This window comes from Massilia sp. W12, from assembly GCF_037300705.1.
In the GTDB taxonomy this organism is placed as follows: Bacteria; Pseudomonadota; Gammaproteobacteria; order Burkholderiales; family Burkholderiaceae_D; genus JACPVY01.
In genome coordinates, this window is sequence record NZ_CP147776.1 from 3,013,516 (window position 1) to 3,035,249 (window position 21,734).

The window sequence follows — 21,734 nt, forward strand, 5'->3', positions numbered from 1 at the left end:
CGCGCGCACTGCAAACGGGCGCCCCATAACCAGACCAGTGCGTCCCGGCTTGTTTTTAGTGCAACGCACCATAAACAGGCAAAACAAGCCCGCCAGCCTGCGTTTTCCCAAGGAATGCCGCCAGATGCCGTTCACTGTGCAGCGCAACAAAAATCTATCCAGACCGGGACATGGCACAGCAATTGCATAACTGAGCGCAGTTTTGACCCACTGGAGAACGATATGAGCAGTCCTGCATCGACAAGTTTTTGGCGCGCCGGGCATCTGCCGACGCTGTTTGCCGCATTCTTTTACTTCGATTTGAGCTTCATGGTTTGGGTATTGCTGGGGCCTTTAGCGGTCTTGATCGCCAAAGATCTGGCGCTCGATCCGGCGCAAAAAGGGTTGATGGTGGCCACCCCGCTGCTGGCCGGCGCATTATTGCGTCTGGTGATGGGCTTGCTGGTGGATCGTCTGCAACCGAAAAAAGCCGGCATCATCGGCCAGCTGATTGTGATCGCCGCCATGTTCTGGGCCTGGCAATCGGATATGCGCTCGTTTCACAATCTCTTGATTCTGGGCGGTTTGCTGGGCGTGGCCGGGGCCTCGTTTGCGGTGGCTCTGCCGATGGCCTCGCGCTGGTATCCGCCGCAACACCAGGGTAAGGCTCTGGGCATTGCCGGGGCCGGCAATTCCGGCACCGTGTTCGCCGCCCTGTTCGCGCCGGCGCTGGGGCTGGCCTGGGGTTGGCAAAATGTGTTCGGCTGGTGCTTAATCCCCTTGGGCTTAGCGCTGCTGGTGTTTATCTTCATGGCCAAGGATGCGCCGGACGCGCCGCCGCCCAAACCGCTGTCCGCCTATTTGAGCGTTTTGCGCGAAAACGACGCCTGGTGGTTTATGTTTTTCTACAGCGTCACCTTTGGCGGCTTTTCCGGGCTGGCCAGTTCGCTGACGATTTATTTCAATGGCCAATATGGCTTAGCCCCGGTGACAGCAGGCTATTTCACCGCCGCCTGCGTCTTCGCCGGCTCCCTGGTGCGCCCGCTGGGCGGCTGGCTGGCCGACCGTCATGGCGGCATCCGCACCCTGGGTGTGATGTATATGATTGCCGCCTGCGCCCTGTTTTTGGTCAGCTTCGGTTTGCCGCAAGCCAGCCAAGCCCTGTTATGCTTTGTGCTGGCGATGTTAGCGCTGGGCGCGGGCAATGGCGCGGTGTTCCAATTGGCGCCGCAGCGCTTCCGTCAGGAGATCGGGATCATTACCGGCCTGGTCGGCATGGCGGGCGGGATCGGCGGCTTTTATCTGGCCTCCAGCCTGGGCTGGTCGCGCCAATTAAGCGGCAGCTATCAAGTCGGCTTCATCATTTTCGCCCTGCTGGCCGTGTTCGCCCTGTTTGGTTTGTCCCTGGTGAAACAGCGCTGGCGCACCACCTGGGGCAGCAGCGCGGTGACGAACGCCAGAATTTAAAGGAGCAGGCATGCAATTACAACTGGCGGCAGGCTTTTCCACGGAATGCGGGCCACGCAAGGCCAACGAAGATTTCGTTGGCATGGTGACGCCGCTGCCGCCGGTCTGCGCCAGCAAGGGGGTGTTGGCGGCCCTGGCCGATGGCGTCGGCGGCCACGCCGGCGGCCGTCAGGCGGCGGAGTACACGGTGCGCGGTCTGCTCACTGATTACTACGCCACCTCCGACACCTGGAGCGTGCAACACGCTTTGGACAAAGTGATTCAAGCGCTCAATCAATGGCTGCAGCATCAGGGCAGCCAGAATGCGGAATTGAGCGGTATGGCCTGCACCCTGAGCTGCCTGTGTCTGCGCGCACGCAGCTATCATTTTGCGCATGTCGGCGACAGCCGGATTTATCTCTTGCGCGGCGAAACTCTAAGCTGTTTAACCCAAGACCATGTGTGGGAACAGCCGCATATGCGGCATGTGCTGTCACGCGCCATCGGCCTTGACCGGCGCATTTTGATCGACCACGGCCATGGCGATTTGCAGCAGGGCGACACCTTCATCCTGGTCAGCGATGGCGTGTGGGGCGCGCTGCCGCCCTATGTCTGGCTGGACTTGCCGCAACTGCAGGGCATCAGCGGCGATGCGCAAGCGCAGGCGGCGGCGCAAGCCTTGACCGCCGCCGCCCTGGCCGCCGGCGGGCGCGATAACGCCAGCGCGATTGTGCTGTGCGTGCAAAGCCTGGGCGCGCCGGACTTGCAGGAAAGCGTCAGCCGCCTGCAATGGCTGCCGCCGCCGCCCGTGCTGCAAATTGGCGAGACAATTGACGGCATGCAAGTGCTGGCCTGTTTGCAACACAGCGCGCACAGCCTGGTGTATCAGGTGCAGGATGGGGCCGGACGGCTGCTGGTCTTAAAAACCCTGCCAGAAGCCGCCGCCAACGCCGCCGCGCGCCAGGCGCTGGCGCAAGAAGAATGGCTGGCGCGGCGCGTGGTGGCGCGCTTCTTCCCGCAAGTGATCGACGCCCCGGAGCGCCATTGGCTGTACTGGCTGTGCACCTGGCATGCCGGGCGCAGCCTGCAGCAATGGCAGGATGAGGGGCGGCACTGGACGATTCCTGAAATGTTGCGGCTGGCGATCTTAGGCACGCGCGCGCTCGGCGCCTTGCACCGGCGCGGGATTACCCATTGCGATATCAAGCCGGACAATTTGCATCTGGGCGAGGATGGCGAATTGCGCATTCTGGATTTGGGCATTGCGCTGTGTGAAGCGATGCCCGCCGGGGCGGCGCCGCAAGAACGTCCGGCCGGCACGCCCAGCTATCTGGCCCCGGAAATGTTCGCCGGCGCCACCCATGGCCGGCAAAGCGATCTCTATGCCTTTGGCGTGACCCTGTATTACTTGCTGACGCGGCATTACCCGTATGGCGAAGTCGAAGCCTTCCAGCGCCCGCAATTCGGCGCGCCGACTGCGCCGGCGCGCTACCGGCCCGAGATTCCCGTTTGGCTGGAGCATGTGATCTTAAAAGCCGTGGCGGCAGACCCGGCGGCGCGCTTTGAGACGGCGGAAGAATTGCTGTTGGCGCTCGAAGGCGGCGCCGCCCACCCCCTGCCCGCCCCGCGCGCCCTGCCCTTGCTCAAACGCGCCCCGCTGGCGTTTTGGCAAGCGCTGGCCTTGGCGGCGATTGTGTTGAATTTGTATTTGTTGTGGCGTGGCTGAATGAGGCTTTTGCCCATTCAACTTTGAAAATCCAAAAAATACATGACAAATGCATGATATCTCCACAGCAGCATTGCCGGACATCGGCATCGTGCGCAGATTTGAGATTGCCAAGGGTTGCGCTCAAAGCCTGGCATGCACTTTTTTCCGGCAAATCCGCTTTACAGCACACCTCTGTATAAAAATACAGTTAAAATCTTGCCTGATCCTTTTCCCCGCCTGCGCATTTGTTTGCACGCGTTTGGCGGATCGGCGGCAGTTTGTTTAGAATGCCGTCTTTCTTGCCCCGGGATGGGCATTGACGAATGGCAAGCATGGCTACCAAAAAAACCACCACGACCGACTATAGTGAAGCCTCAATCAAGGTGCTCAAGGGTTTGGAACCCGTCAAGCAGCGCCCTGGTATGTACACCCGCACGGAAAATCCGCTGCATATTATTCAAGAAGTGATCGACAATGCTTCCGATGAAGCCTTGGGCGGTCATTGCAAACATATTCAAGTCACGCTGCACGCGGATGGCGCGCTCAGCGTGGAAGACGATGGGCGCGGGATTCCGGTCGGCCTGCACCCGGAGGAAGGCGTGCCCACCGTGGAAATCGTGTTCACCCGGCTGCACGCCGGCGGTAAATTCGATAAGGGTTCCGGCGGCGCATATGCCTTTTCCGGCGGTCTGCACGGGGTCGGCGTGTCGGTCACGAATGCGCTTTCCTCGCGTTTGGAAATCATGGTCTGGCGCAAGGATGAGGCCGGCAACGGCTTGCACCAGATCGCGTTTGCGCATGGCGATGTGGTCAGCCCGCTGCAATCCCAGCCGGCCCCGCGCGATGGCAAAAAATCCGGCACCCGCGTCACCGTCTGGCCGGACGCCAAATATTTTGACTCTGCTGTAATCCCGCTGGCTGAATTGCAGCGCCTCTTGCGCAGCAAAGCAGTCTTGCTGCCGGGCGTGAAAGTCAGCCTGATCAATCAAAAAAGCGGCGACACCCAAAGCTGGCAATACGACCAAGGCTTGCGCGGCTATCTGCAGGAAGAATTGGCGCAGCATGGCAACAGCCAGCTTTTGATTCCCCTGTTTGAAGGCGAGCAATACGCCAATGCCGACGCCGAAGGCTTCGCCGAGGGCGAAGGCGCGGCCTGGGTGGTGGCCTGGACTGAAGATGGCGGCGTGGTGCGCGAGTCGTATGTGAATCTGATCCCGACGCCAAATGGCGGCACCCATGAATCAGGCTTGCGCGAAGGTTTGTTCGGCGCGGTGAAAAGCTTTGTCGAATTGCATTCGCTCTTGCCCAAGGGCGTCAAGCTGCTGCCGGAAGATGTGTTTGCGCGCACCTCCTTTGTGCTCTCGGCCAAGGTGCTCGATCCGCAATTCCAGGGCCAGATCAAGGAAAAACTCAATTCGCGCGATGCGGTGCGCTTAGTCTCCACCTGCTGCCGTCCGCAGCTCGAATTATGGCTCAATCAGCATGTGGAATATGGCAAAAAGCTGGCTGAGTTGGCGATCCGCCAGGCGCAAAGCCGCATGCGCAGCCTGCAAAAAGTCGAAAAGAAAAAATCCTCCGGGGTGGCGGTGTTGCCGGGCAAGCTGACTGATTGCGAATCTTCAGATATCTCGCGCAATGAATTATTCCTGGTCGAGGGCGATTCCGCCGGCGGTTCGGCCAAGATGGGGCGCGATAAAGAATTCCAGGCGATTTTGCCCCTGCGCGGCAAAGTCTTGAATTCCTGGGAAACCGAGCGCGAGCGCCTGTTTGCGAATAATGAAATCCACGATATCGCGGTGGCCATCGGGGTCGATCCGCATGGGCCGCAGGATGAAATCGATTTGTCCGGCCTGCGCTACGGCAAAATTTGCATCCTCTCTGATGCGGACGTGGACGGCTCGCATATCCAAGTGCTGCTCTTGACCCTGTTTTTCCGCCATTTCCCGCAATTGATTGCGCGCGGCAATATCTGGGTGGCGCGCCCGCCGCTGTACCGGGTGGATGCGCCGGCGCGCGGCAAAAAACCGATTCAAAAACTGTACGCGCTGGATGATGGCGAATTGACCGCAATTGAAGACAAATTGCGCAAAGACGGTTTAAAAGAAGGCAGTTGGAGCATTTCCCGCTTCAAAGGCCTGGGTGAAATGAATGCTGAACAGCTGTGGGAAACCACCATGAACCCGGACACGCGCCGCCTCTTGCCGGTGGCTTTAGGGGAATTCGGTTTTGACGCTTCGATGGCGCGCTTCAATATGTTAATGGGCAAGGGCGAGTCGCAAGCGCGCCGCTCCTGGCTGGAAGAGCACGGCGACGAAGTGGAAGCGGATATTTGATGCGGCGGCGCGGCCATGGCATACAATGCCTGCATCACCGCTTGAGGATTGAGCAATGATTATTGGAATCGACCTGGGAACCACCAACAGCCTGTGCGCGTATTGGCGCGACGGCAAAGCCCACATCATCCCGAATGCGCTGGGCGAATCACTCACACCATCAGTGGTCGGGCTGGATGATGATGGCTCGATTCTGGTCGGGCGCGCCGCGCGCGAGCGCTTGCAAACCCACCCCGAACGCACCACCGCGCTGTTTAAGCGCTATATGGGCAGCGAGCGCAAAGTCATGCTGGGCGACAAAGAATTCCGCCCGGAAGAACTGTCATCCATGGTCTTGCGCGCCTTGAAAGAAGACGCGGAACACGCCCTGGGGGAAACCGTCACTGAAGCCATCATCACTGTGCCGGCCTATTTTTCCGACGCGCAACGCAAAGCCACCAAAATCGCCGGGCAATTGGCCGGTTTGAAGGTCGAACGCCTGTTAAATGAACCGACCGCAGCCGCCCTGGCCTATGGCATTCACGAAGCCGGCAATGAAGCCAAGTTTTTAGTGTTTGACTTTGGCGGCGGCACTTTTGACGTCTCCATTTTGGAATTATTTGACGGCGTGATGGAAGTGCGCGCCTCAGCCGGCGACAATTTTTTAGGCGGCGAAGATTTTGTCAGCCTGATGTACGATCAATTTTTGCAGCAAAGCGGTTTGCAAGCGGCCCTGGGCGGTAAAACACTGGCCCCGCGCCAGGTGCAGCGCCTGCGCGATGAGGCCGAGCGCGTCAAGCGCCTGCTCTCGCAGCAAACCCAGGCTGTGATGCAGATCCAGCATGAAGAAACGGAATACCGCTGGGAAGTGACGGAAGACGCGCTCACGCAATTGGCCGAACCGCTGTTGCAGCGCTTGCGCAGCCCGGTTGAGCGCGCCTTGCGCGACGCCACCATCCGCGCCTCAGAACTTGATTCGGTGGTGTTGGCCGGCGGCGCCACGCGCATGCCGATTGTGCGCAAGCTGGTCTCGCGCATGTTTGGCCGCTTCCCGGCCACCGGCTTGAACCCGGATGAGGCGATTGCGCTGGGCGCGGCGATTCAGGGCGGCTTGAAAATGCGCGATGCGGCCCTGGAAGAAGTGGTGATGACCGATGTTGCGCCCTACTCGCTGGGAATTGCGATTGCACGCCAGGTAGGGCCTAATCAATATGACGGCGGCCATTATCTGCCGATTATCGAGCGCAATTCCACGGTGCCGGTGTCGCGCATTGAAAATATCACCACTATCCGCGATTTTCAGCGGGAATTGAATGTCGCGATTTACCAGGGCGAATCGCGCCTGGTGAAAGACAATGTCTATCTGGGCAAAATTGATTTCCCGGTGCCGCAGAAAAAAGCCGGTGAAATCTCCATTGATATCCGTTTCACCTACGATATTTCCGGCGTGCTCGAAGTCGAAGCCACGGTCAAAGAGACCAATGAAAAGTACAAGGTCCTGATCACTGAAAACGCCGGCGTGATGTCGCAAGAGGAAATGGAAAAGCGCATGCAGGAATTGGCGCATCTGAAAATCCACCCGCGCGACCAGATGGAAAACCGCACCCTGATCGCGCATGCCGACCGTCTCTATGAACAGTCCCTGGGTGATGTGCGCAATTTTTTAGCGCAAGCCATCGCCCAATTTCAAAGCGTGCTGGAGAGCCAGGATGAGAACCAGATCCGCCATGCGCGCAGCCGCTTGCGCGAGCTGCTGGAACAAATCGAGAACGAAAGCTTTTTGTGATGGAATGGCATGAGGATGCGGTTTGGCCTGAACTCGGGATTGCCGCCACGTCAGACGAAAAAGCCATCAAGCGGGCGTATGCCAAACGCTTGAAACAAACCCGCCCGGAAGACGATGCGCAGGGCTTTCAAAACTTGCGCGACGCCTATGAACGCGCATTGCGGATTGCCGCCTGGGCGCGCAGTCTGGAGGACGAAAGCCCGGCGCAGGCAGACAATCGCGAGCCGCTGCTGACGCAGCAGCCGGAAGCCGCCGCCAGCGCACCTGAAACCGCCGCGCCAAATCAGGAAATTCTGCTCCCCTCGGCAGCGCAAAGCGCGCCGCCGCCCACCCTGGAATTGGATGAAGACGTATTGCAGGCCGCGCGCTTGCAGCTCAGTCCGATTGAAATGGCGCAAAAGCTGTGGCAGGAATTCGTCGTGCAGCATGATATTTTGCAGCCGCAAGCCTTGGCGCGCATGATGCAGCATGAGGAATTGCTCAATCTGGAAGTGCGCGACGCATTTGAATTCATCTGCGCCCAATATTGCTCAGCGCGCGAAGCTGACGCCGCGATGCGCAAAACCATTGTCGAATATTTTGACTGGCCGCACGATAATCTGCATTTGCGCCGCATGAACCCGGAAATCGCCCATCTTGCGCTGGAATGGTATTACGCCGACCGTGGCATGGCCGAATTGCAGGCCGCACGCAGCGGACATGCGCAACTCAATTTACTGATGGCCGATAAAGTCGATAAAAAAGACTTGAAACGCCTGTTTTCACGCAAATTCACCGAGGCCATGCGCGAGGCGATTCAAACCCTGGATTGGCGCTTCGCCGAAACCCAGCGCCTGCATTTGCATGAGCCGGTGCTGCAAACCTGGCGCGAACATGCTTTCGCCAAGCGTTATTTCTCCAACACCCTGGGCTGGTCTTGCCTGGCCGGCTTTTTGCTGTTTTTCTTCATGCTCGACCCGCTGTTGCAACTGGTCGATTGGCTGGGCTGGCAGGCGCACCAAGGTGTGGCCGTTTTTCTGCATTTGCTGCTGTCACAGGCGCTGTGCATAGGCGGCGCAGCCTGGCTGACGATACGCCCGCCGGCCTGGCTGCAACGCCAAAGCGAGCGCATCGCCAATTTGACTGAAGTGCCGCGCAAAGTCTGGCGCTTTGATGCGCGCTGGCAAACCGCCTGGCTGCCCCTGCTGCTGTTCACCCCGCTGCTGCACCTGCTGCCATTCAATACCGTGGCCAGCCAGGAAACCTATCTGCTGCTGGCCGGGATATGGCTGCTGGCCACGATTTTTTTCAACAGCGCATTTTTCTCCTGGCAAGCCTGGTTGCTGTGCTTAGCCTTGACGATTCCTTTTATCGGCCTGTTTCACGCCATGAACCGCGCTGGCATATCGTCCTGGGGGATTTTTATGCTCAGCATCAGCTACAGCGCGCTGATGCTGCGCGGCGGGGTCAGCTTTTTGCAAATGCTGGAATGGCCGCAACAAACCATTTTACGCTGCCGGATTATCTGGCTTACCCTGTTTGCCTGCGCAAGCCTGGGCTTGCTCAGCGATGTTTTTGAGGCCCACGGCGTTTTATTATGGCCGCTGGCGGCCTGCGGTCTGATGTTATGCCGCTTGCAAATGACGAACAAAGCCGCCGGCTTTGCGCTGGTGCTGATGCTGGTGTGCGCCCGTCTGTACGCCGATTTGCTGAAGGATTTTCAGCCCTTCATGAGCAAGGATGGCAGGGCCATCATGACTGCTTGTTTTTTGTTCGCCTGCCAATTGCTGGTGAATCTCTTCACCGCCCCCGATTCCAACGATAATCAGTAAAACACATGTCCCAACAAGCCAATTTGTTCGATGTACTGGAAGAACCGGCTGCGCCGGATGAAACCTTAACCCTGGCCAGCTTTGCCGAACGCGCCTATCTCGATTACGCGATTTCGGTGGTCAAAGGACGCGCCCTGCCCGCTGTGTGCGACGGGCAAAAACCGGTGCAGCGGCGCATTTTGTACGCCATGCACGAACTCGGTTTGCAAGCCAGCGCCAAACCGCGCAAATCGGCTGCGGTGGTTGGCGATGTGCTGGGCAAGCTGCATCCGCATGGCGACCAGTCGGTATATGACGCCTTAGTGCGCATGGCGCAGGATTTCAGCTTGCGCTATCCCCTGATCGACGGCCAGGGCAATTTCGGTTCGCGCGATGGCGACGGCGCGGCGGCGATGCGCTACACCGAAGCACGCCTGACCAAAATTTCCAGTCTGCTGTTAGATGAGATTGACGAAGACACAGTCAATTTCATCCCGAATTACGATGGCTCATCAAAAGAGCCGGAATATCTGCCGGCGCGCCTGCCTATGCTGCTCTTGAATGGCGCCTCGGGCATTGCAGTCGGCATGGCCACAGAAATCCCTTCGCATAATCTGAGCGAAGTGGCGCAGGCGGCAGTGGCCTTGATCCGCAATGAAGCGATGAGCCATGCCGAGCTGATGCAAATCATACCGGGGCCGGATTTCCCGGGCGGCGGTCAGATCATCACGCCGGCCAGCCAGATCAGCGATATTTATGAAGCCGGGCGCGGCAGTTTAAAAGTGCGCGCGCGCTGGAAAATTGAAGAAATGGCGCGCGGCCAGTGGCAGGCGGTGGTGTATGAATTGCCGCCGGGCGTCTCAGCGGCCAGGGTGGCGGAAGAAATCGAGGAAATCACCAACCCCAAGATCAAGCTGGGCAAAAAAGCGCTCACGCCGGAGCAAATCAATCTCAAGCAAAGCATGCTGGCGCTGTTGGATGGCATCCGCGATGAATCCGGGCGCAATGCGCCGGTGCGCCTGGTGTTAGAGCCGAAATCGAAAAATGTCGATCAGCAGGAATTCATGCAAACCATGCTGGCTCACACCTCGCTGGAAACCAGCGCCTCGATCAATCTGGTGATGATAGGCAATGATGAGCGCCCGCAGCAAAAAGGCTTGCTGGCGATTTTGCGCGAATGGATCGCCTTCCGCTTCCAGACCGTGACGCGGCGCAGCCAGTACCGCTTGAAAAAAGTCAGCGACCGGATTCATATTCTGGAAGGTCGGCAACAGGTTTTGCTGAATATTGATGAAGTCATCCGCATCATCCGCAACGCCGATGATCCGAAGGCCGATTTGATGCGCGCCTTCTCGCTCAGCGCAGTGCAGGCCGAAGATATTCTGGAAATCCGCCTGCGCCAGTTGGCCAAGCTGGAAGCGATCAAAATCGAACAGGAATTGGCCGAATTGCGCGGCCAACAGCAGGATTTGCAAGAGATTTTGGACAATCCGGCCAGCTTGAAAAAGCTCCTGATCAAAGAAATCGAGCAAGACAAAAAACAGTTTGGCGATGCGCGCCGCAGCCTGATCGAAGAAGCGCAACGCGCGGTGGCGGAAACCAAGGTTGTCGATGAACCGGTGACGGTGGTGATTTCACAAAAAGGCTGGGTGCGCGCGCGCAATGGCGTTGGCCACGACCCGTCCCAATTCACATTCAAAGCCGGCGACGGCCTGTACGGCGCATTCGCCTGCCGCACCGTGGACACGCTGCTGGCGTTTGGCAGCAATGGCAAGGTGTACAGCGTGCCGGTTTCGCTTTTGCCGGGCGCGCGCGGCGATGGCGTGCCTGTCACCAGCTTGATTGAATTGGCCCCCGGCAGCCGCATCCTGCATTATTTCGCCGGCCAGGGCGAGACCCGTTTGCTGCTGGCCGCCAGCAATGGCTATGGCTTCATCTGCCGCGCGCAAGACATGCAAAGCCGGCAAAAAGCCGGCAAATCCTTCATCACGCTCGATGAAGGCGACGCCATGTTGCCGCCGCAGGTGGTGCAGGAACAAGACAGCCAGCTGGCCTGTCTCTCGGAACAGGGACGGATTTTGCTGTTCCCGCTGGCGGATGTGAAAACGCTCTCCGGCGGCGGACGCGGCACGATGTTGCAGAGTCTGCAGGAAAAAGAAAGCCTGCTGGCCGCCCTGCCGACAGGCACACGCGGCGTCAAAGCCGCCGGCACAGCGCGCGGCGGCAAACCGCAAGAAGCCCTGCTGGCCAATTCCGCCTTAACCCCGCACCAGGGCAAACGCGGCGGCAAGGGACGGGCATTGGAAGGCACCACGCTCAAGCCGGATCGCTTGATTGCAGAGTATTGAAGCCGGCGGCAGAACGCGCGGCATGGCGGCATGGCTGCGTCACCGCGCGGGTTGCGGCATTGTTTGTTGCCCGGAATGCGCCGCAAAATCACGGCCCGGCAAGCGCAACGCCTGCGCTTGCCGGAACAGGCGTTTAATTTATCTGGCTTTGTGCGTGTTGAGCATGGCTTGATCAATTCGGCTTACGGCCATGCGCCAGGGAATCGAGTTGAAAAAGGGCTTGCGCCGGTTCAATCGGTTTTATCGTCATACGCCAGAATTTATCAGCTTTGAATTGCAGGGCGCCGGGCGCTGGTTGGATGCCACAAGCATTCGCAATCTGCAACAGCCATGCGCCATCTTTAGCTTCTTCGGCCTGAATCCGGCTCATGCAAGCGTCTTCAGAGCTGCCCTCAAGTTCCGGCAAATTTTTATTGCGCATCATTGCTTGAATTTCCCGCACATCTCTTTGCAGATACACAAACATGGCTTGACTCTGGCCATGCGGGCCGGTTTCCAGTGGCATGCCGTATTTTTCAAAATGCAACCAGAACAGAACCAGCAAAGGATCAACTGCAAACAGTTTTTGCAATGTTGCGGCATCGGCTTTGGTATGCAGCATGCGCACAGGAGCCCGCCCGGTATTTTCTGCAGGCTTGGGAGCCGGCAAAGCCGCATTCAGTTTGGCGACTTTTTCACGCATTTCCGCCAGGCTTGCCACCTTGAATGCCCGCCTTTGCTCATCGCTAATGCTTTCATCGACTGGCGCCAATTCCCACTTAGCTTGTTCACCTTTTTGAACATAATTGGTGGCATACCACTGCGGGCGGCCTTGCACCAGCATAAGTCTGTCCCAAGTAGCGGCGTACAACGCAAGTAAATCTGGATCATCGGGCTTGAGTGTCAATCCTTGTTTGCAAAGCGCCAAGGCTGTCCGAAAATTTCCGGCCCCGCCACCATGCTGAAATATGGTTGCAGCATGAAAGTAGTCGCGCGCAGTTTGCAAGACCCCGGATTGGCGCCACTTTTCCACTTGAATTAAGCGGGCGCGGTCACGCTTATGCAAGGCAGGCCAATCGATCTGCTGCGCACTGCGTTCAGCTTGATCATGTGAATACAGTGATGCCAAACCTGGATGCACATCTTTGGCGTGACAAACCACAGAAAAACACATGCCTGCCAACAAAATGGGAGCAATTTCTATTTTCATACTGGCGACTCTTCAAAAAGTCTGTTTTGCTGACTTTTCAGCCTAATTCAGGCCAAACAACGCTGAAGCTTGCCGAAGCACCGCTTTTTTGCCGTTCGTGCTGAGCTTGTCGAAGCACGGCTTGATCGTCCCCCAGCCCAGCCGAACGGCGCGTCAAAAACTCATGCCTTCTTGCGCAAAGTATTGACCTGAATATGCGGCCAGCGCGTGGTCTGGCCGTTTGAGCCGAACATGAATTCAAAGAAAATGATCTGCTCATATTGCAGCTGTAAAATTTCCTGGCCGTCTTCGACCACGGTTTCCAGCCACATATTCAGCGTCATCTCAGTCACATTCGCGAATTTCTGCACGAACGGGGTATTCATCACCCCGCCCTGCGGCCCGCCGTCGTGGCGGCTGCTCAATTGAATCAGGGTGTATTTGCTGATGTTCTGATCTTTGATCGCATCGCGCAGGCGCAAGTCGGGACGCACAGAGTACGGGTAGTGCGGATCGGCCACAATGCGCTGGAAATATGTCAGATTGCCATCCGGGTCTGTCACCGGCAGCGATTTATCAAAAGCCCAGGCCGGGGCTGGCTGATCCAGATTCAGCGGGCCATCCTGCGGTTTAGGCAGGAAGGACTCGGCCCCCATACTGGGTGAAATCGCCAGCGGCGAAGCGGCCAGATTCGGCCCGTTGGCAATCTGCAATTGGGGCCAGGAAGCGACAAACGGCAATGTCCAGCAATCTGTCCCGGTGGGATACGGCGGTTTGCCCGGCACATCTTCGGCAAAGCTGCCGGTCAGCATGATGGATGTGCCATGCGGAATCGTACCGCTGCGCGCGATGGCATATGGCGGGACAAAATTCGGCCCATTTGCACCCGCGCCGATGGCGATACCGGGATAGCCATTGTCCTCCAGCACCGACTCCTCATCCGCCGGATGGTTGTACATTTGATTGAGCCACAAATACATGCCGGCTTCTTCATGAATTCCGACGCCATCGCTGACGCGCTGAATGCTTTGGCGGTATTCCAGCGCGCCGATGAATTGCTCATTCGTACCACCGCGATTGCGCACCCCGCCCGCTACCGGCGTAAAGGTCAGCTCTTCGGTGTAGTCATCGCACAAAAAATGAAAGATGCCAAAAATGGTTTCGGAATTCGTACCGGGCGATGGCATGCAGGTGGTGTGCATACCCCAGCCAGTATTCTTTTTCTCAGGATTGACATTGACCCAAGTGCCAATGAGCTGCTGCAAAATGCCGTAATTGGCCGGTTCAGACAGAACCGCATCGGTATAGGCAGGATAAGGTGGTGTGGGGAAAGTCGGAATTGACATGCTTGACCTCTTTTTGCAAAAGAACATCATGAATGGCGTGCAATATCCGTTTTGGCCTGACCACAAGCTGCGCCGGCTTGTTTCACAAAACGGGACGGACGTGATAATGCAGCCAGAGAGATCAGTGATTGCGACTGCAAAATCAGCATAGCGATACGCGTCTGCAGATTTTCCGCTCCGATCCGCTGAGTCCACCTGGCTGCCTGGCGTCAGAAGGCCACCAGTATGCGCTGTTTGTCCCGGCTTGCGTCACGCCATGCCGCAAATTTGTTTTTTCCAGACGCAATCTTGCAGCCAGGAAAATAGCCTTGACCAAGACGCTGAAATGGCCATTCTTGAAAAACTCAACCATAGATACAATGACAACAAAATTATAGAAATCATGCATAATGCATATGTCAGATAAAATGAATGACATCCCAACACATCAAACAGCCAAACAGGCGCAGTGCACCGCGTCACACACAAAGGTTCAATATGAAAATGCGTTTTCTTTGCTTCGCTTTACTCGCCTGCGTCACGCAAGCACAAGCCGCCACAGTTTTGTATTCCCAGAATTTTGAAGCGCCAACCGGCTATATCCCCTCCACTTATTACCATGATCTGTCTTCCGCTCCGGTCAACAGCCTGTATGGCAACCAGCCGGCAGGCTTTACGTTCAATCACACTTATACAGTGGAAACCCTGCACATCAGCGGCGGCCGTGCGTTTGGCAATGGCTATCAAGACCCGCAGCACAAGGGCGGCAACTATGCCCTGGGTATGCTGGAGAGCGTGCAGGATGACCGGCTCGGCTTGAATTTCAATGTGGCCGGCCACAAGTTTTTGAATTTCCGTCTGGATGTGTCACGTATCGGCCTGTCCGGCGGCAATGGCCCGTTTGCGAATGATGCGCCGAAATTCCGCTTCAGCCTGTTTGACAATCCTCTGGGACAGGCCACCATCAATGGCAATGGCGTCCTGCTGTCCAGCCTGACCATGGAAGGCGCGAATTCGGCGCACAATGGCGTATTCAATTGGACAAATCTGGTAGCCGCGCTGGACGCCAGCCGCGCCAGCAATGGCAATGTGACGCTGCAAATTGATTTGATCCGTGGCGGCTATGCGGCCATGGATAACTTTGTAATCGCCGCCTCGGATAATTCCGGCGAAGTGCCGCAAATTCCCGAAGCCGAAACCTGGGCCATGCTGTTGGCTGGTCTGGGCGGACTGGGTTTGCTGGCGCGTCGCCGCCAAGCACTGATTGCATAAAGTCACCCGCCACGCGCCAGCTTGCATTGGCGCGTTTTTATCGCCTGCAAAACCTTGCCAAAAAACGGGCGCGCATCAGTCGTTCCCGGCGATTTACTTTACACCAATAATCCACACAAGCATGCCAGGCGGGGGGGAATGCCCGCCATCTGAAAGCCTCGCCATCAGGCAATACAGCTGACTTCCTGTGCCATAAAAAACGGCAAATATGCGCTGAAACGCGTGACATGTGACGTTTACGTAAACGTCAAATCCTGTGTTATTCTGAAAAAGAACAGGTGCGCCGGACAAGTTCTTGTCCGGTGTTAAACGGGAAAGAGGTGCGCTTCGCCTAAGCCTCTGCTGCCTCCGCAACGGTAAGTGAGTGCGGTGACATCATCCACGCCACTGGCGCTAAGCCGGGAAGGCGATGTCACAAAACTTGCAAGCCCGGATACCGGCCTGTTTTACCAGCCTGCGCGGCTTGCCGTGCGGGAGATTGGCTGGCTGCCGGCATTGCCGGCGTGCGGTCTGTCTGGTTCTGGTCTGGTCAGGTGCGGAAGGCGCCTGACGGATGCATACACATCCAAGCGGTCGGACATCACTTTCATGCAGCTGTGCAGCGGCGGTTTTGCCCTGCGCGCCGTATCTGTCACGCCTGGCGTCCTGCATGGGGCCGGCTGGCGGATTGCCGCATGCGTTTGATTGTCCGGGACATACAGACAACGCCGCCATAAAACGCGGCTTTCATCCGGGAATTTTTGATGAGCACCTCACAGCACACGAACGCCGCATTGCCGGCGGACACTTGCATTTTTAACAAAACAGACCAGGGCGCGCCACGCGTGCCGCTCTTGATCGGCGGCGCCTTTATCGCCTCGCAGGGACAGGAACTGCACGCCGTGCGCAACCCGGCGACGCAGGAAATCCTGGCCTATACGCCGTTCGCCACGGCAGAGGAAGTCGAGCGCGCGCTGCAAACGGCCAGCAAGGCTTACCAAACCTGGCGCCATACTTCTTTGCAAGTGCGCAGCGGCATCTTCTGGCGCTATCAGCAATTAATCCGCGACAACATGGAACAGCTCGCCGCCCTGCTCTGCCGCGAACAAGGCAAAACCCTGGCCGATGCGCACGGCGATATCCAGCGCGGTCTGGAAGTGGTTGAGCAAGCGGCAAATATCGGGCACTGGCAGATGGGGGCGATAGCGCAAAATATCGCCGGCGGCGTCGATACCCATACCCATCTGTCGCCGATCGGGGTGTGCGTCGGCATCACGCCGTTTAACTTCCCGGCCATGATTCCGCTGTGGATGTTTCCACTGGCGATTGCCTGCGGCAATACCTTTGTGCTCAAGCCTTCTGAACAAGATCCGCTGGTGACGATGCGCTTGTGTGAACTGGCCATGCAAGCCGGGCTGCCGCCGGGGGTCTTGAATGTGGTGCATGGCGGGGCCGAGGTGGTGCGACAGCTCTGCAATCATGCGCTGGTGGCGGCGGTGTCTTTTGTCGGCTCCAGTCGGGTGGGACAGATTGTGCACCGCGAAGCGAGCCTGGCCGGAAAACGGGTGCAGTGCATGATGGGCGCGAAAAACCATGCGGTCTTGCTGCCGGATGCGGTGTGCGAGGCCAGCTTGAATCAAATCGTCGGGGCCGCTTTCGGCGCCGCCGGCCAGCGTTGCATGGCCTTGTCGGTCTTACTGACTGTCGGCGCGGCGCGCGACTGGTTGCCGCTGTTGGTCGAGAAAGCGCGCCAATTGCGTCTCAACGCCGGGCATGAAGCGGGAGCCGATCTGGGGCCGTTGATCACGCCGCAGGCGCGCGACCGCGTCTGTCAGCTGATTGCGCGCGGCCAGGCGCAAGGCGCGCGGCTCTTGCTGGATGGCCGCAGCGCGAGCGCGCCCGGCTACGCGCAAGGCAATTTTGTCGGGCCGACCATTCTGGCGGATGTCAGCTGCGAGATGGCGGTGTACCAGGAAGAGATTTTCGGCCCGGTTTTGTGCGTGATGCAGCTCGATACCCTGGAGCAGGCCATCGCTATCATCAACGCCAACCCGCATGGCAACGGGGTGGCGCTGTTTACCCAATCCGGCGCGGCGGCGCGCCAATTCCAGCATGAGGTGGAGGTGGGACAGATCGGCGTGAATGTGCCGATTCCGGTGCCAAGTCCCCTGTTTTCTTTCACCGGTTCACGCGCCTCCAAGCTGGGCGACCTGGGCCCCTATGGCCCGCAGGCGATTGCGTTTTACACGCAAACCAAAACCATCACCACACGCTGGCTGCATGCCACCCAAACGGCCCCCGCCAACACCACTATCGGTCTGGGGTGAGCGATGGATTTTGATTTGACCGAAGAACAGCGCGCTTTTTGCCAGAGTGCGCGCGCTTTTGCGCAACAGGCGCTGGCCCCGTATGCGGCGCAATGGGATCAGCAGGGACATGTGCCGCGCCAGGTCTTGCAACAGGCCGGCGAACTTGGCTTTTGCGGCTTGTATTTACCCGAACAACTGGGCGGCATGCAAGCCAGCCGCCTGGATGGCTGCCTGATTTTTGAAGAGCTGGCGAAAGCCTGTCCCGCCACTGCGGCCTGGCTGGCGATTCACAATATGGCGGCGGCGCTGACCGCGCATGCGCCCGGCCCCTTTGCACGCGATCTGGCCCCGGCCCTGGCCAGCGGCGCCAAGCTGGCGTCGTTTTGTCTGACCGAAGCCGGGGCCGGCTCAGACGCGGCGGCGCTGGCCACGCGCGCGCGCCCGGATGGGGCCGGCTGGCGCTTGGATGGCGGCAAAGTGTTTATTTCCGGCGCCGGAATCAGCGATGTGCTGGTGGTGTTTGCGCGCAGCGATATGCAAGCCAGCGGGCGGCGCGGAATTTCCGCCTTCGCGCTGGATGCGCATGCGCCCGGCGTCAGCTATGGCCGGGCGGAAGATAAGCTGGGCTGGCGCGCGCAACCCACGCGCAGCATTCATTTTGACGGCGTGCGCTTGCATGCCGGGCAACTGCTGGGTGCGGCGGGTGAAGGTTTTGGCCTGGCCATGCGCAGTCTGGACGGCGGCCGCCTGAATATCGCCGCCTGCTCGCTGGGCGGCGCGCAAGCCGCCTTGCAACTGGCGCAGCAATATGTGCTGCAAAGGCGGCAATTCTCCCGTCCCCTGTCTGAGTTCCAGGCCTTGCAATTCAAGCTGGCCGATATGCAAACCCAGTTGGTGGCGGCGCGCCAAATGGTGCGCCTGGCCGCCGTGCGTCTGGACGCCGGGCGCGCCGACGCCAGCGTGTATTGCGCCATGGCCAAGCGCCTGGCGACAGACGCCGGCTATGCGATTTGCAATGAAGCGCTGCAAATCCATGGCGGCAATGGCTTGACTGCCGAATATCCCCTGGAACGTCTGCTGCGCGATTTGCGCACCCATCAAATCGTTGAAGGCGCGAATGAAATCATGCGCGTCATCATCGCCCGCCATATTTTGCAAGAAACCACATTGGAGATGGATTGATGCATTGCCCTGTATTTCATCCCGCGCTGCAACTGCAGATTGAAGCTGAGTGCGCGCTGCTGCAACTGGCCAACCCGCCAGCCAATACCTTCACCCTGGATGCCTTGCGCGCCCTGCCCGCTTTATTGCAATGGCTGTCTGCGCAAAGTGCGGTGGATGTCTTGATTATTCATGGCGCCGGCGGGAAATTTTTCAGCGCCGGCGCCGAATTGCGCAGCTTTGCGCATGAAGATGCCGCGCAGGCGCGCGCCGCCGGGGCGGCGATGGCGCAAGCGTTTAACGCCGCCTTCAGCGCGCTGGCCGGGTATCGCGGCTTAAGCATTGCCGCCATCAATGGCTACGCCATGGGCGGCGGACTGGAATGCGCGCTGGCATGCGATGTACGCATCGTCGAAGAACATGCCCAACTCGCGCTGCCGGAGGCGGCAGTCGGTCTGCTGCCTTGCGCCGGCGGCACCCAGCTGCTGCCCTGGCTGGTGGGAGAAGCCTGGGCCAAGCGCATGATTTTGCTGGGCGAGCGGATTGACGCCGGGTGCGCGGAGCAAATCGGCTTAGCGCAACGCTGCGCGCGCGGCGCCGCGCTGCAGACGGCACGCGAGTTGGCGGCGCAAGCGCGGCGCCAAAGCCCGGATGCGCGCGCGGCCTGCAAGCGTTTGATCCATGGCGCGCGCAAGGGCTGGCTGGCGGGCCAATTGGCGCAGGAACAAGCCGCATTTCTGGCCCTGTTTGACGGCGTGAATCAGGCCGAAGGGGTGCAGGCGTTTTTACAAAAACGCAGTCCGCAATGGGAATACACGGCGCAGCAAACGCGACAGGAGGCGGCATGAACGGCCTGCACGCAGAAGTGATGGCAGGCGCGCATGGCGCCATCGGCGTGCTGACCCTGCAACGCCCGCACAGCTTGCATGCGCTGGATGTGGCGCTGGTGGATGCGCTGTTTGCGCAACTGCAAGACTGGCAGACCGATGCGCGGATTGCCGCCGTGTTTTTGCAAGCGCAAGGGGACAAAGCATTTTGCGCGGGTGGCGATTTGCATGGCTTGTATGACGCCATGCGCGCACATCACGCCAGCGCACAGGCCGCCGACGCCTGCGCCAACCAGGCTGCGCTCAACTTTTTCAGCCATGAATACCGGCTTGATTATCTGCTCCACCGCTATCGCAAACCCTTGCTGTGCTGGGGCAATGGCCTGGTGTTGGGCGGCGGCCTGGGTTTATTGGCCGGAGCGGCGTTTCGTGTGGTGACAGAGCACAGTAAGCTGGCGATGCCGGAGGCGGCGATTGGTTTGTTCCCGGATGTCGGAGCCAGCTGGTTTTTGGCGCGCATCCCGCGCCGCCTGGGGCGTTTTCTGGCCATCAGCGGCGCACAATTGCAGGCCGATGACATCTGCGCCGCCGGCCTGGCCGATTACCGTCTGCCGCATCAGCTGCGCAGCCGGGTGCTGGAAAGCATGATCATGCAAACCTGGACTGCGGATGCCGCGCACAACCATGGCGTGCTGGCGCGCCTCTTGCACACTGTCAGCATGCAAGATGGCTTGCCGGCCCAGCCCGGCCCCTTGCAAATTCATGCGTCCCGCTTACAGCTGCTGTGCCAGCTGGGCAATGCGCAGGAGGCGGCGCAAGCCTTGCTGGAATGGGATGAGGCCGACGCCTGGCTGCGCTGCGCGCAAGACTATGTACGCAGCGCCTGCCCGGCCATGCTGGAGCTGGCCTGGCGCATCCAGGACGCGGCCCGTCACCTGTCCCTGGCGGCGGCGCTGCGCTTGGAATTGGGCGTCGCGCTGCGCTGCGCGCAAGGGCCGGATTTTGTGGAAGGCATACGCGCCTTGTTGATTGATAAAGATCGCCAGCCGCAATGGCGTTTGCCAAGCGCGGCCATGGCCGACTGGCTCCAGCCACTATGGCCGGCAGCACAACATCCCTTACATGATTTGGAGCAGATAGATGAATGCACCGTATGAAATCCGCAAACTGGCGTTTATCGGCTTAGGGCAAATGGGTTTGCCGATGGCGCGCAATCTGTGCCGCGCCGGTTTTGCCGTGCAAGCGTATGACCACAACCCTGCCGCCGGAGCAGAGTTGGCGGCGCTCGGCGCCGCGCTGGCGCCGACTGCCGCCGCCGCGCTGGAAGGCGTGCAAGCTGTGATCAGCATGCTGCCGGACAATCAAGCCGTACACAGCCTGTATCTGGGGACAGATGGCATATTGCCCTTATTGCCTGCCGGCAGCCTGATTTTGGAATGCAGCACGATTGCGCCGCAACTGGCGCGCCAGATTGCCCAGGCGGCGCAGGCGCGCGGGGTGACGATGCTGGACGCACCGGTGTCGGGCGGTGTGGCCGGGGCCGCCGCCGCCACCTTGTCTTTCATGGTTGGCGGCGACGCTGCCAGCCTGGCGCGCGCCGCACCGCTGCTGGCGGCGATGGGGCGGCATACTTTTCACGCCGGCCCCCATGGCGCAGGACAAACCGCCAAACTCTGCAACAACCATTTGCTGGCGATTTTGATGGCCGGCACGGCGGAAGCCTTGGCGCTGGGGGTGGCGAATGGTTTGCAAGCCGATGTCTTATCGCAAATCATGAGCCAAAGTTCGGGCCGCAACTGGGTGTTGGAAGGCTATAACCCCTGGCCGGGTGTGATGCCGCAAGCCCCGGCGGCGCGCGGCTACAGCGGCGGTTTCGCCAGCGCTTTGATGCTGAAAGATTTGCGCCTGGCCGCGCAACTCGAACAGCCCAGCCCGACGCCACTGGGCAGCGCCGCCATGGCCCTGTATCAGATGCATTGCCAAACGGGGGCGGGAAAGCTGGATTTTTCCAGTGTGCTGCAACGATTTGCGCAAGCGGCTGGTAACACGGATGTGAATTGATGTGGCGCGGGGCGCCGTCTCGCTGCAAGGATGGCGCCCGGAGAAATGGCAAGCAACATTTTCCGCATCGCGCAGAGCATTACTGCTGACCTCCTGCGCGCAAAGTCGGCGCAGCAGATTGCACCATTTCAGCCTGCACCATCTCATTTTGGCGCTGCCATGCCCGCCTTTGGCTGCGCCGCAAGTCCTTCAAGCGATCTTTGACTATTGTTGCTGATTTCAATCGAGTCTGACCCCATTGATTCCAATCGAGTCTGACCCCA

General features: G+C 59.2%; 14 protein-coding genes and 1 riboswitch. Of the genes, 12 read left to right on the top strand and 2 right to left on the bottom strand.

Annotation, left to right across the window (positions count from 1 at the left end; translation table 11 throughout):
* Positions 1-222: 222 nt before the first annotated feature.
* The 6 genes from V8J88_RS12000 to parC all read left to right on the top strand — a co-directional run bounded on the left by V8J88_RS12000 (position 223) and on the right by parC (position 11,369).
* Positions 223-1,446 (top strand): nitrate/nitrite transporter, encoded by a 1,224-nt coding sequence (locus V8J88_RS12000; protein WP_338849772.1) that lies wholly within the window; start codon positions 223-225, stop codon positions 1,444-1,446.
* 10 nt (positions 1,447-1,456) lie between these two features.
* Positions 1,457-3,151: a bifunctional protein-serine/threonine kinase/phosphatase gene (locus V8J88_RS12005; RefSeq protein WP_338849773.1), complete on the top strand. Its 1,695-nt coding sequence runs from the start codon at positions 1,457-1,459 to the stop codon at positions 3,149-3,151.
* Between the two features lie 314 nt (positions 3,152-3,465).
* Entirely contained in the window at positions 3,466-5,466 is a 2,001-nt protein-coding gene (locus V8J88_RS12010) for a DNA topoisomerase IV subunit B (protein ID WP_338849774.1), read from the top strand.
* A 55-nt stretch (positions 5,467-5,521) separates the two neighbouring features.
* Entirely contained in the window at positions 5,522-7,231 is a 1,710-nt protein-coding gene (locus V8J88_RS12015; RefSeq protein ID WP_338849776.1) for a molecular chaperone HscC, read from the top strand.
* Positions 7,231-9,042 (top strand): J domain-containing protein, encoded by a 1,812-nt coding sequence (locus V8J88_RS12020; protein ID WP_338849777.1) that lies wholly within the window; start codon positions 7,231-7,233, stop codon positions 9,040-9,042. The genes V8J88_RS12015 and V8J88_RS12020 overlap by 1 nt, the downstream gene beginning before the upstream one ends.
* Positions 9,043-9,047: 5 nt before the next feature.
* Positions 9,048-11,369: a DNA topoisomerase IV subunit A gene (parC, locus tag V8J88_RS12025; RefSeq protein ID WP_338849778.1), complete on the top strand. Its 2,322-nt coding sequence runs from the start codon at positions 9,048-9,050 to the stop codon at positions 11,367-11,369.
* 172 nt (positions 11,370-11,541) lie between these two features.
* Here parC and V8J88_RS12030 read toward each other — a convergent pair whose 3' ends face one another.
* Positions 11,542-12,192, bottom strand: a complete 651-nt coding sequence (locus V8J88_RS12030) for a hypothetical protein (protein ID WP_338849779.1) — start codon at positions 12,190-12,192, stop codon at positions 11,542-11,544.
* Positions 12,193-12,719: 527 nt separating this feature from the next.
* Complete coding sequence (locus V8J88_RS12035; protein WP_338849780.1) at positions 12,720-13,883, bottom strand: peroxidase, FMP-type; 1,164 nt, start codon at positions 13,881-13,883, stop codon at positions 12,720-12,722.
* A 477-nt stretch (positions 13,884-14,360) separates the two neighbouring features.
* On the opposite strand from V8J88_RS12035, the gene V8J88_RS12040 reads away from it, so the two are divergent.
* The 6 genes from V8J88_RS12040 (at position 14,361) to mmsB (ending at position 21,471) form a co-directional block, all read left to right on the top strand.
* Entirely contained in the window at positions 14,361-15,134 is a 774-nt protein-coding gene (locus tag V8J88_RS12040) for a PEP-CTERM sorting domain-containing protein (RefSeq protein ID WP_338849781.1), read from the top strand.
* Between the two features lie 259 nt (positions 15,135-15,393).
* A riboswitch (cobalamin riboswitch) is annotated at positions 15,394-15,594 on the top strand.
* 283 nt (positions 15,595-15,877) lie between these two features.
* Positions 15,878-17,440, top strand: coding sequence for a CoA-acylating methylmalonate-semialdehyde dehydrogenase (locus V8J88_RS12045; RefSeq protein ID WP_338849782.1), 1,563 nt, complete (start codon positions 15,878-15,880; stop codon positions 17,438-17,440).
* Positions 17,441-17,443: 3 nt separating this feature from the next.
* Positions 17,444-18,604, top strand: a complete 1,161-nt coding sequence (locus V8J88_RS12050) for an acyl-CoA dehydrogenase family protein (RefSeq protein ID WP_338849783.1) — start codon at positions 17,444-17,446, stop codon at positions 18,602-18,604.
* Positions 18,604-19,431, top strand: a complete 828-nt coding sequence (locus V8J88_RS12055; protein ID WP_338849784.1) for an enoyl-CoA hydratase — start codon at positions 18,604-18,606, stop codon at positions 19,429-19,431. The genes V8J88_RS12050 and V8J88_RS12055 overlap by 1 nt, the downstream gene beginning before the upstream one ends.
* On the top strand, positions 19,428-20,567 hold the full coding sequence (locus tag V8J88_RS12060; protein ID WP_338849785.1) for an enoyl-CoA hydratase/isomerase family protein: 1,140 nt from the start codon (positions 19,428-19,430) through the stop codon (positions 20,565-20,567). The genes V8J88_RS12055 and V8J88_RS12060 overlap by 4 nt, the downstream gene beginning before the upstream one ends.
* A gap of 1 nt (position 20,568) precedes the next feature.
* Positions 20,569-21,471, top strand: a complete 903-nt coding sequence (gene mmsB / locus V8J88_RS12065; RefSeq protein ID WP_338849877.1) for a 3-hydroxyisobutyrate dehydrogenase — start codon at positions 20,569-20,571, stop codon at positions 21,469-21,471.
* Positions 21,472-21,734 lie beyond the last annotated feature (263 nt).

Coding starts and splice junctions, on each gene's coding strand:
- V8J88_RS12000 (WP_338849772.1), top strand. CDS start 223: ATGAGCAGTCCTGCATCGACAAGTTTTTGGCGCGCCGGGCATCTGCCG.
- V8J88_RS12005 (WP_338849773.1), top strand. CDS start 1,457: ATGCAATTACAACTGGCGGCAGGCTTTTCCACGGAATGCGGGCCACGC.
- V8J88_RS12010 (WP_338849774.1), top strand. CDS start 3,466: ATGGCTACCAAAAAAACCACCACGACCGACTATAGTGAAGCCTCAATC.
- V8J88_RS12015 (WP_338849776.1), top strand. CDS start 5,522: ATGATTATTGGAATCGACCTGGGAACCACCAACAGCCTGTGCGCGTAT.
- V8J88_RS12020 (WP_338849777.1), top strand. CDS start 7,231: ATGGAATGGCATGAGGATGCGGTTTGGCCTGAACTCGGGATTGCCGCC.
- parC (WP_338849778.1), top strand. CDS start 9,048: ATGTCCCAACAAGCCAATTTGTTCGATGTACTGGAAGAACCGGCTGCG.
- V8J88_RS12030 (WP_338849779.1), bottom strand. CDS start 12,192: ATGCTGGTGCAAGGCCGCCCGCAGTGGTATGCCACCAATTATGTTCAA.
- V8J88_RS12035 (WP_338849780.1), bottom strand. CDS start 13,883: ATGTCAATTCCGACTTTCCCCACACCACCTTATCCTGCCTATACCGAT.
- V8J88_RS12040 (WP_338849781.1), top strand. CDS start 14,361: ATGAAAATGCGTTTTCTTTGCTTCGCTTTACTCGCCTGCGTCACGCAA.
- V8J88_RS12045 (WP_338849782.1), top strand. CDS start 15,878: ATGAGCACCTCACAGCACACGAACGCCGCATTGCCGGCGGACACTTGC.
- V8J88_RS12050 (WP_338849783.1), top strand. CDS start 17,444: ATGGATTTTGATTTGACCGAAGAACAGCGCGCTTTTTGCCAGAGTGCG.
- V8J88_RS12055 (WP_338849784.1), top strand. CDS start 18,604: ATGCATTGCCCTGTATTTCATCCCGCGCTGCAACTGCAGATTGAAGCT.
- V8J88_RS12060 (WP_338849785.1), top strand. CDS start 19,428: ATGAACGGCCTGCACGCAGAAGTGATGGCAGGCGCGCATGGCGCCATC.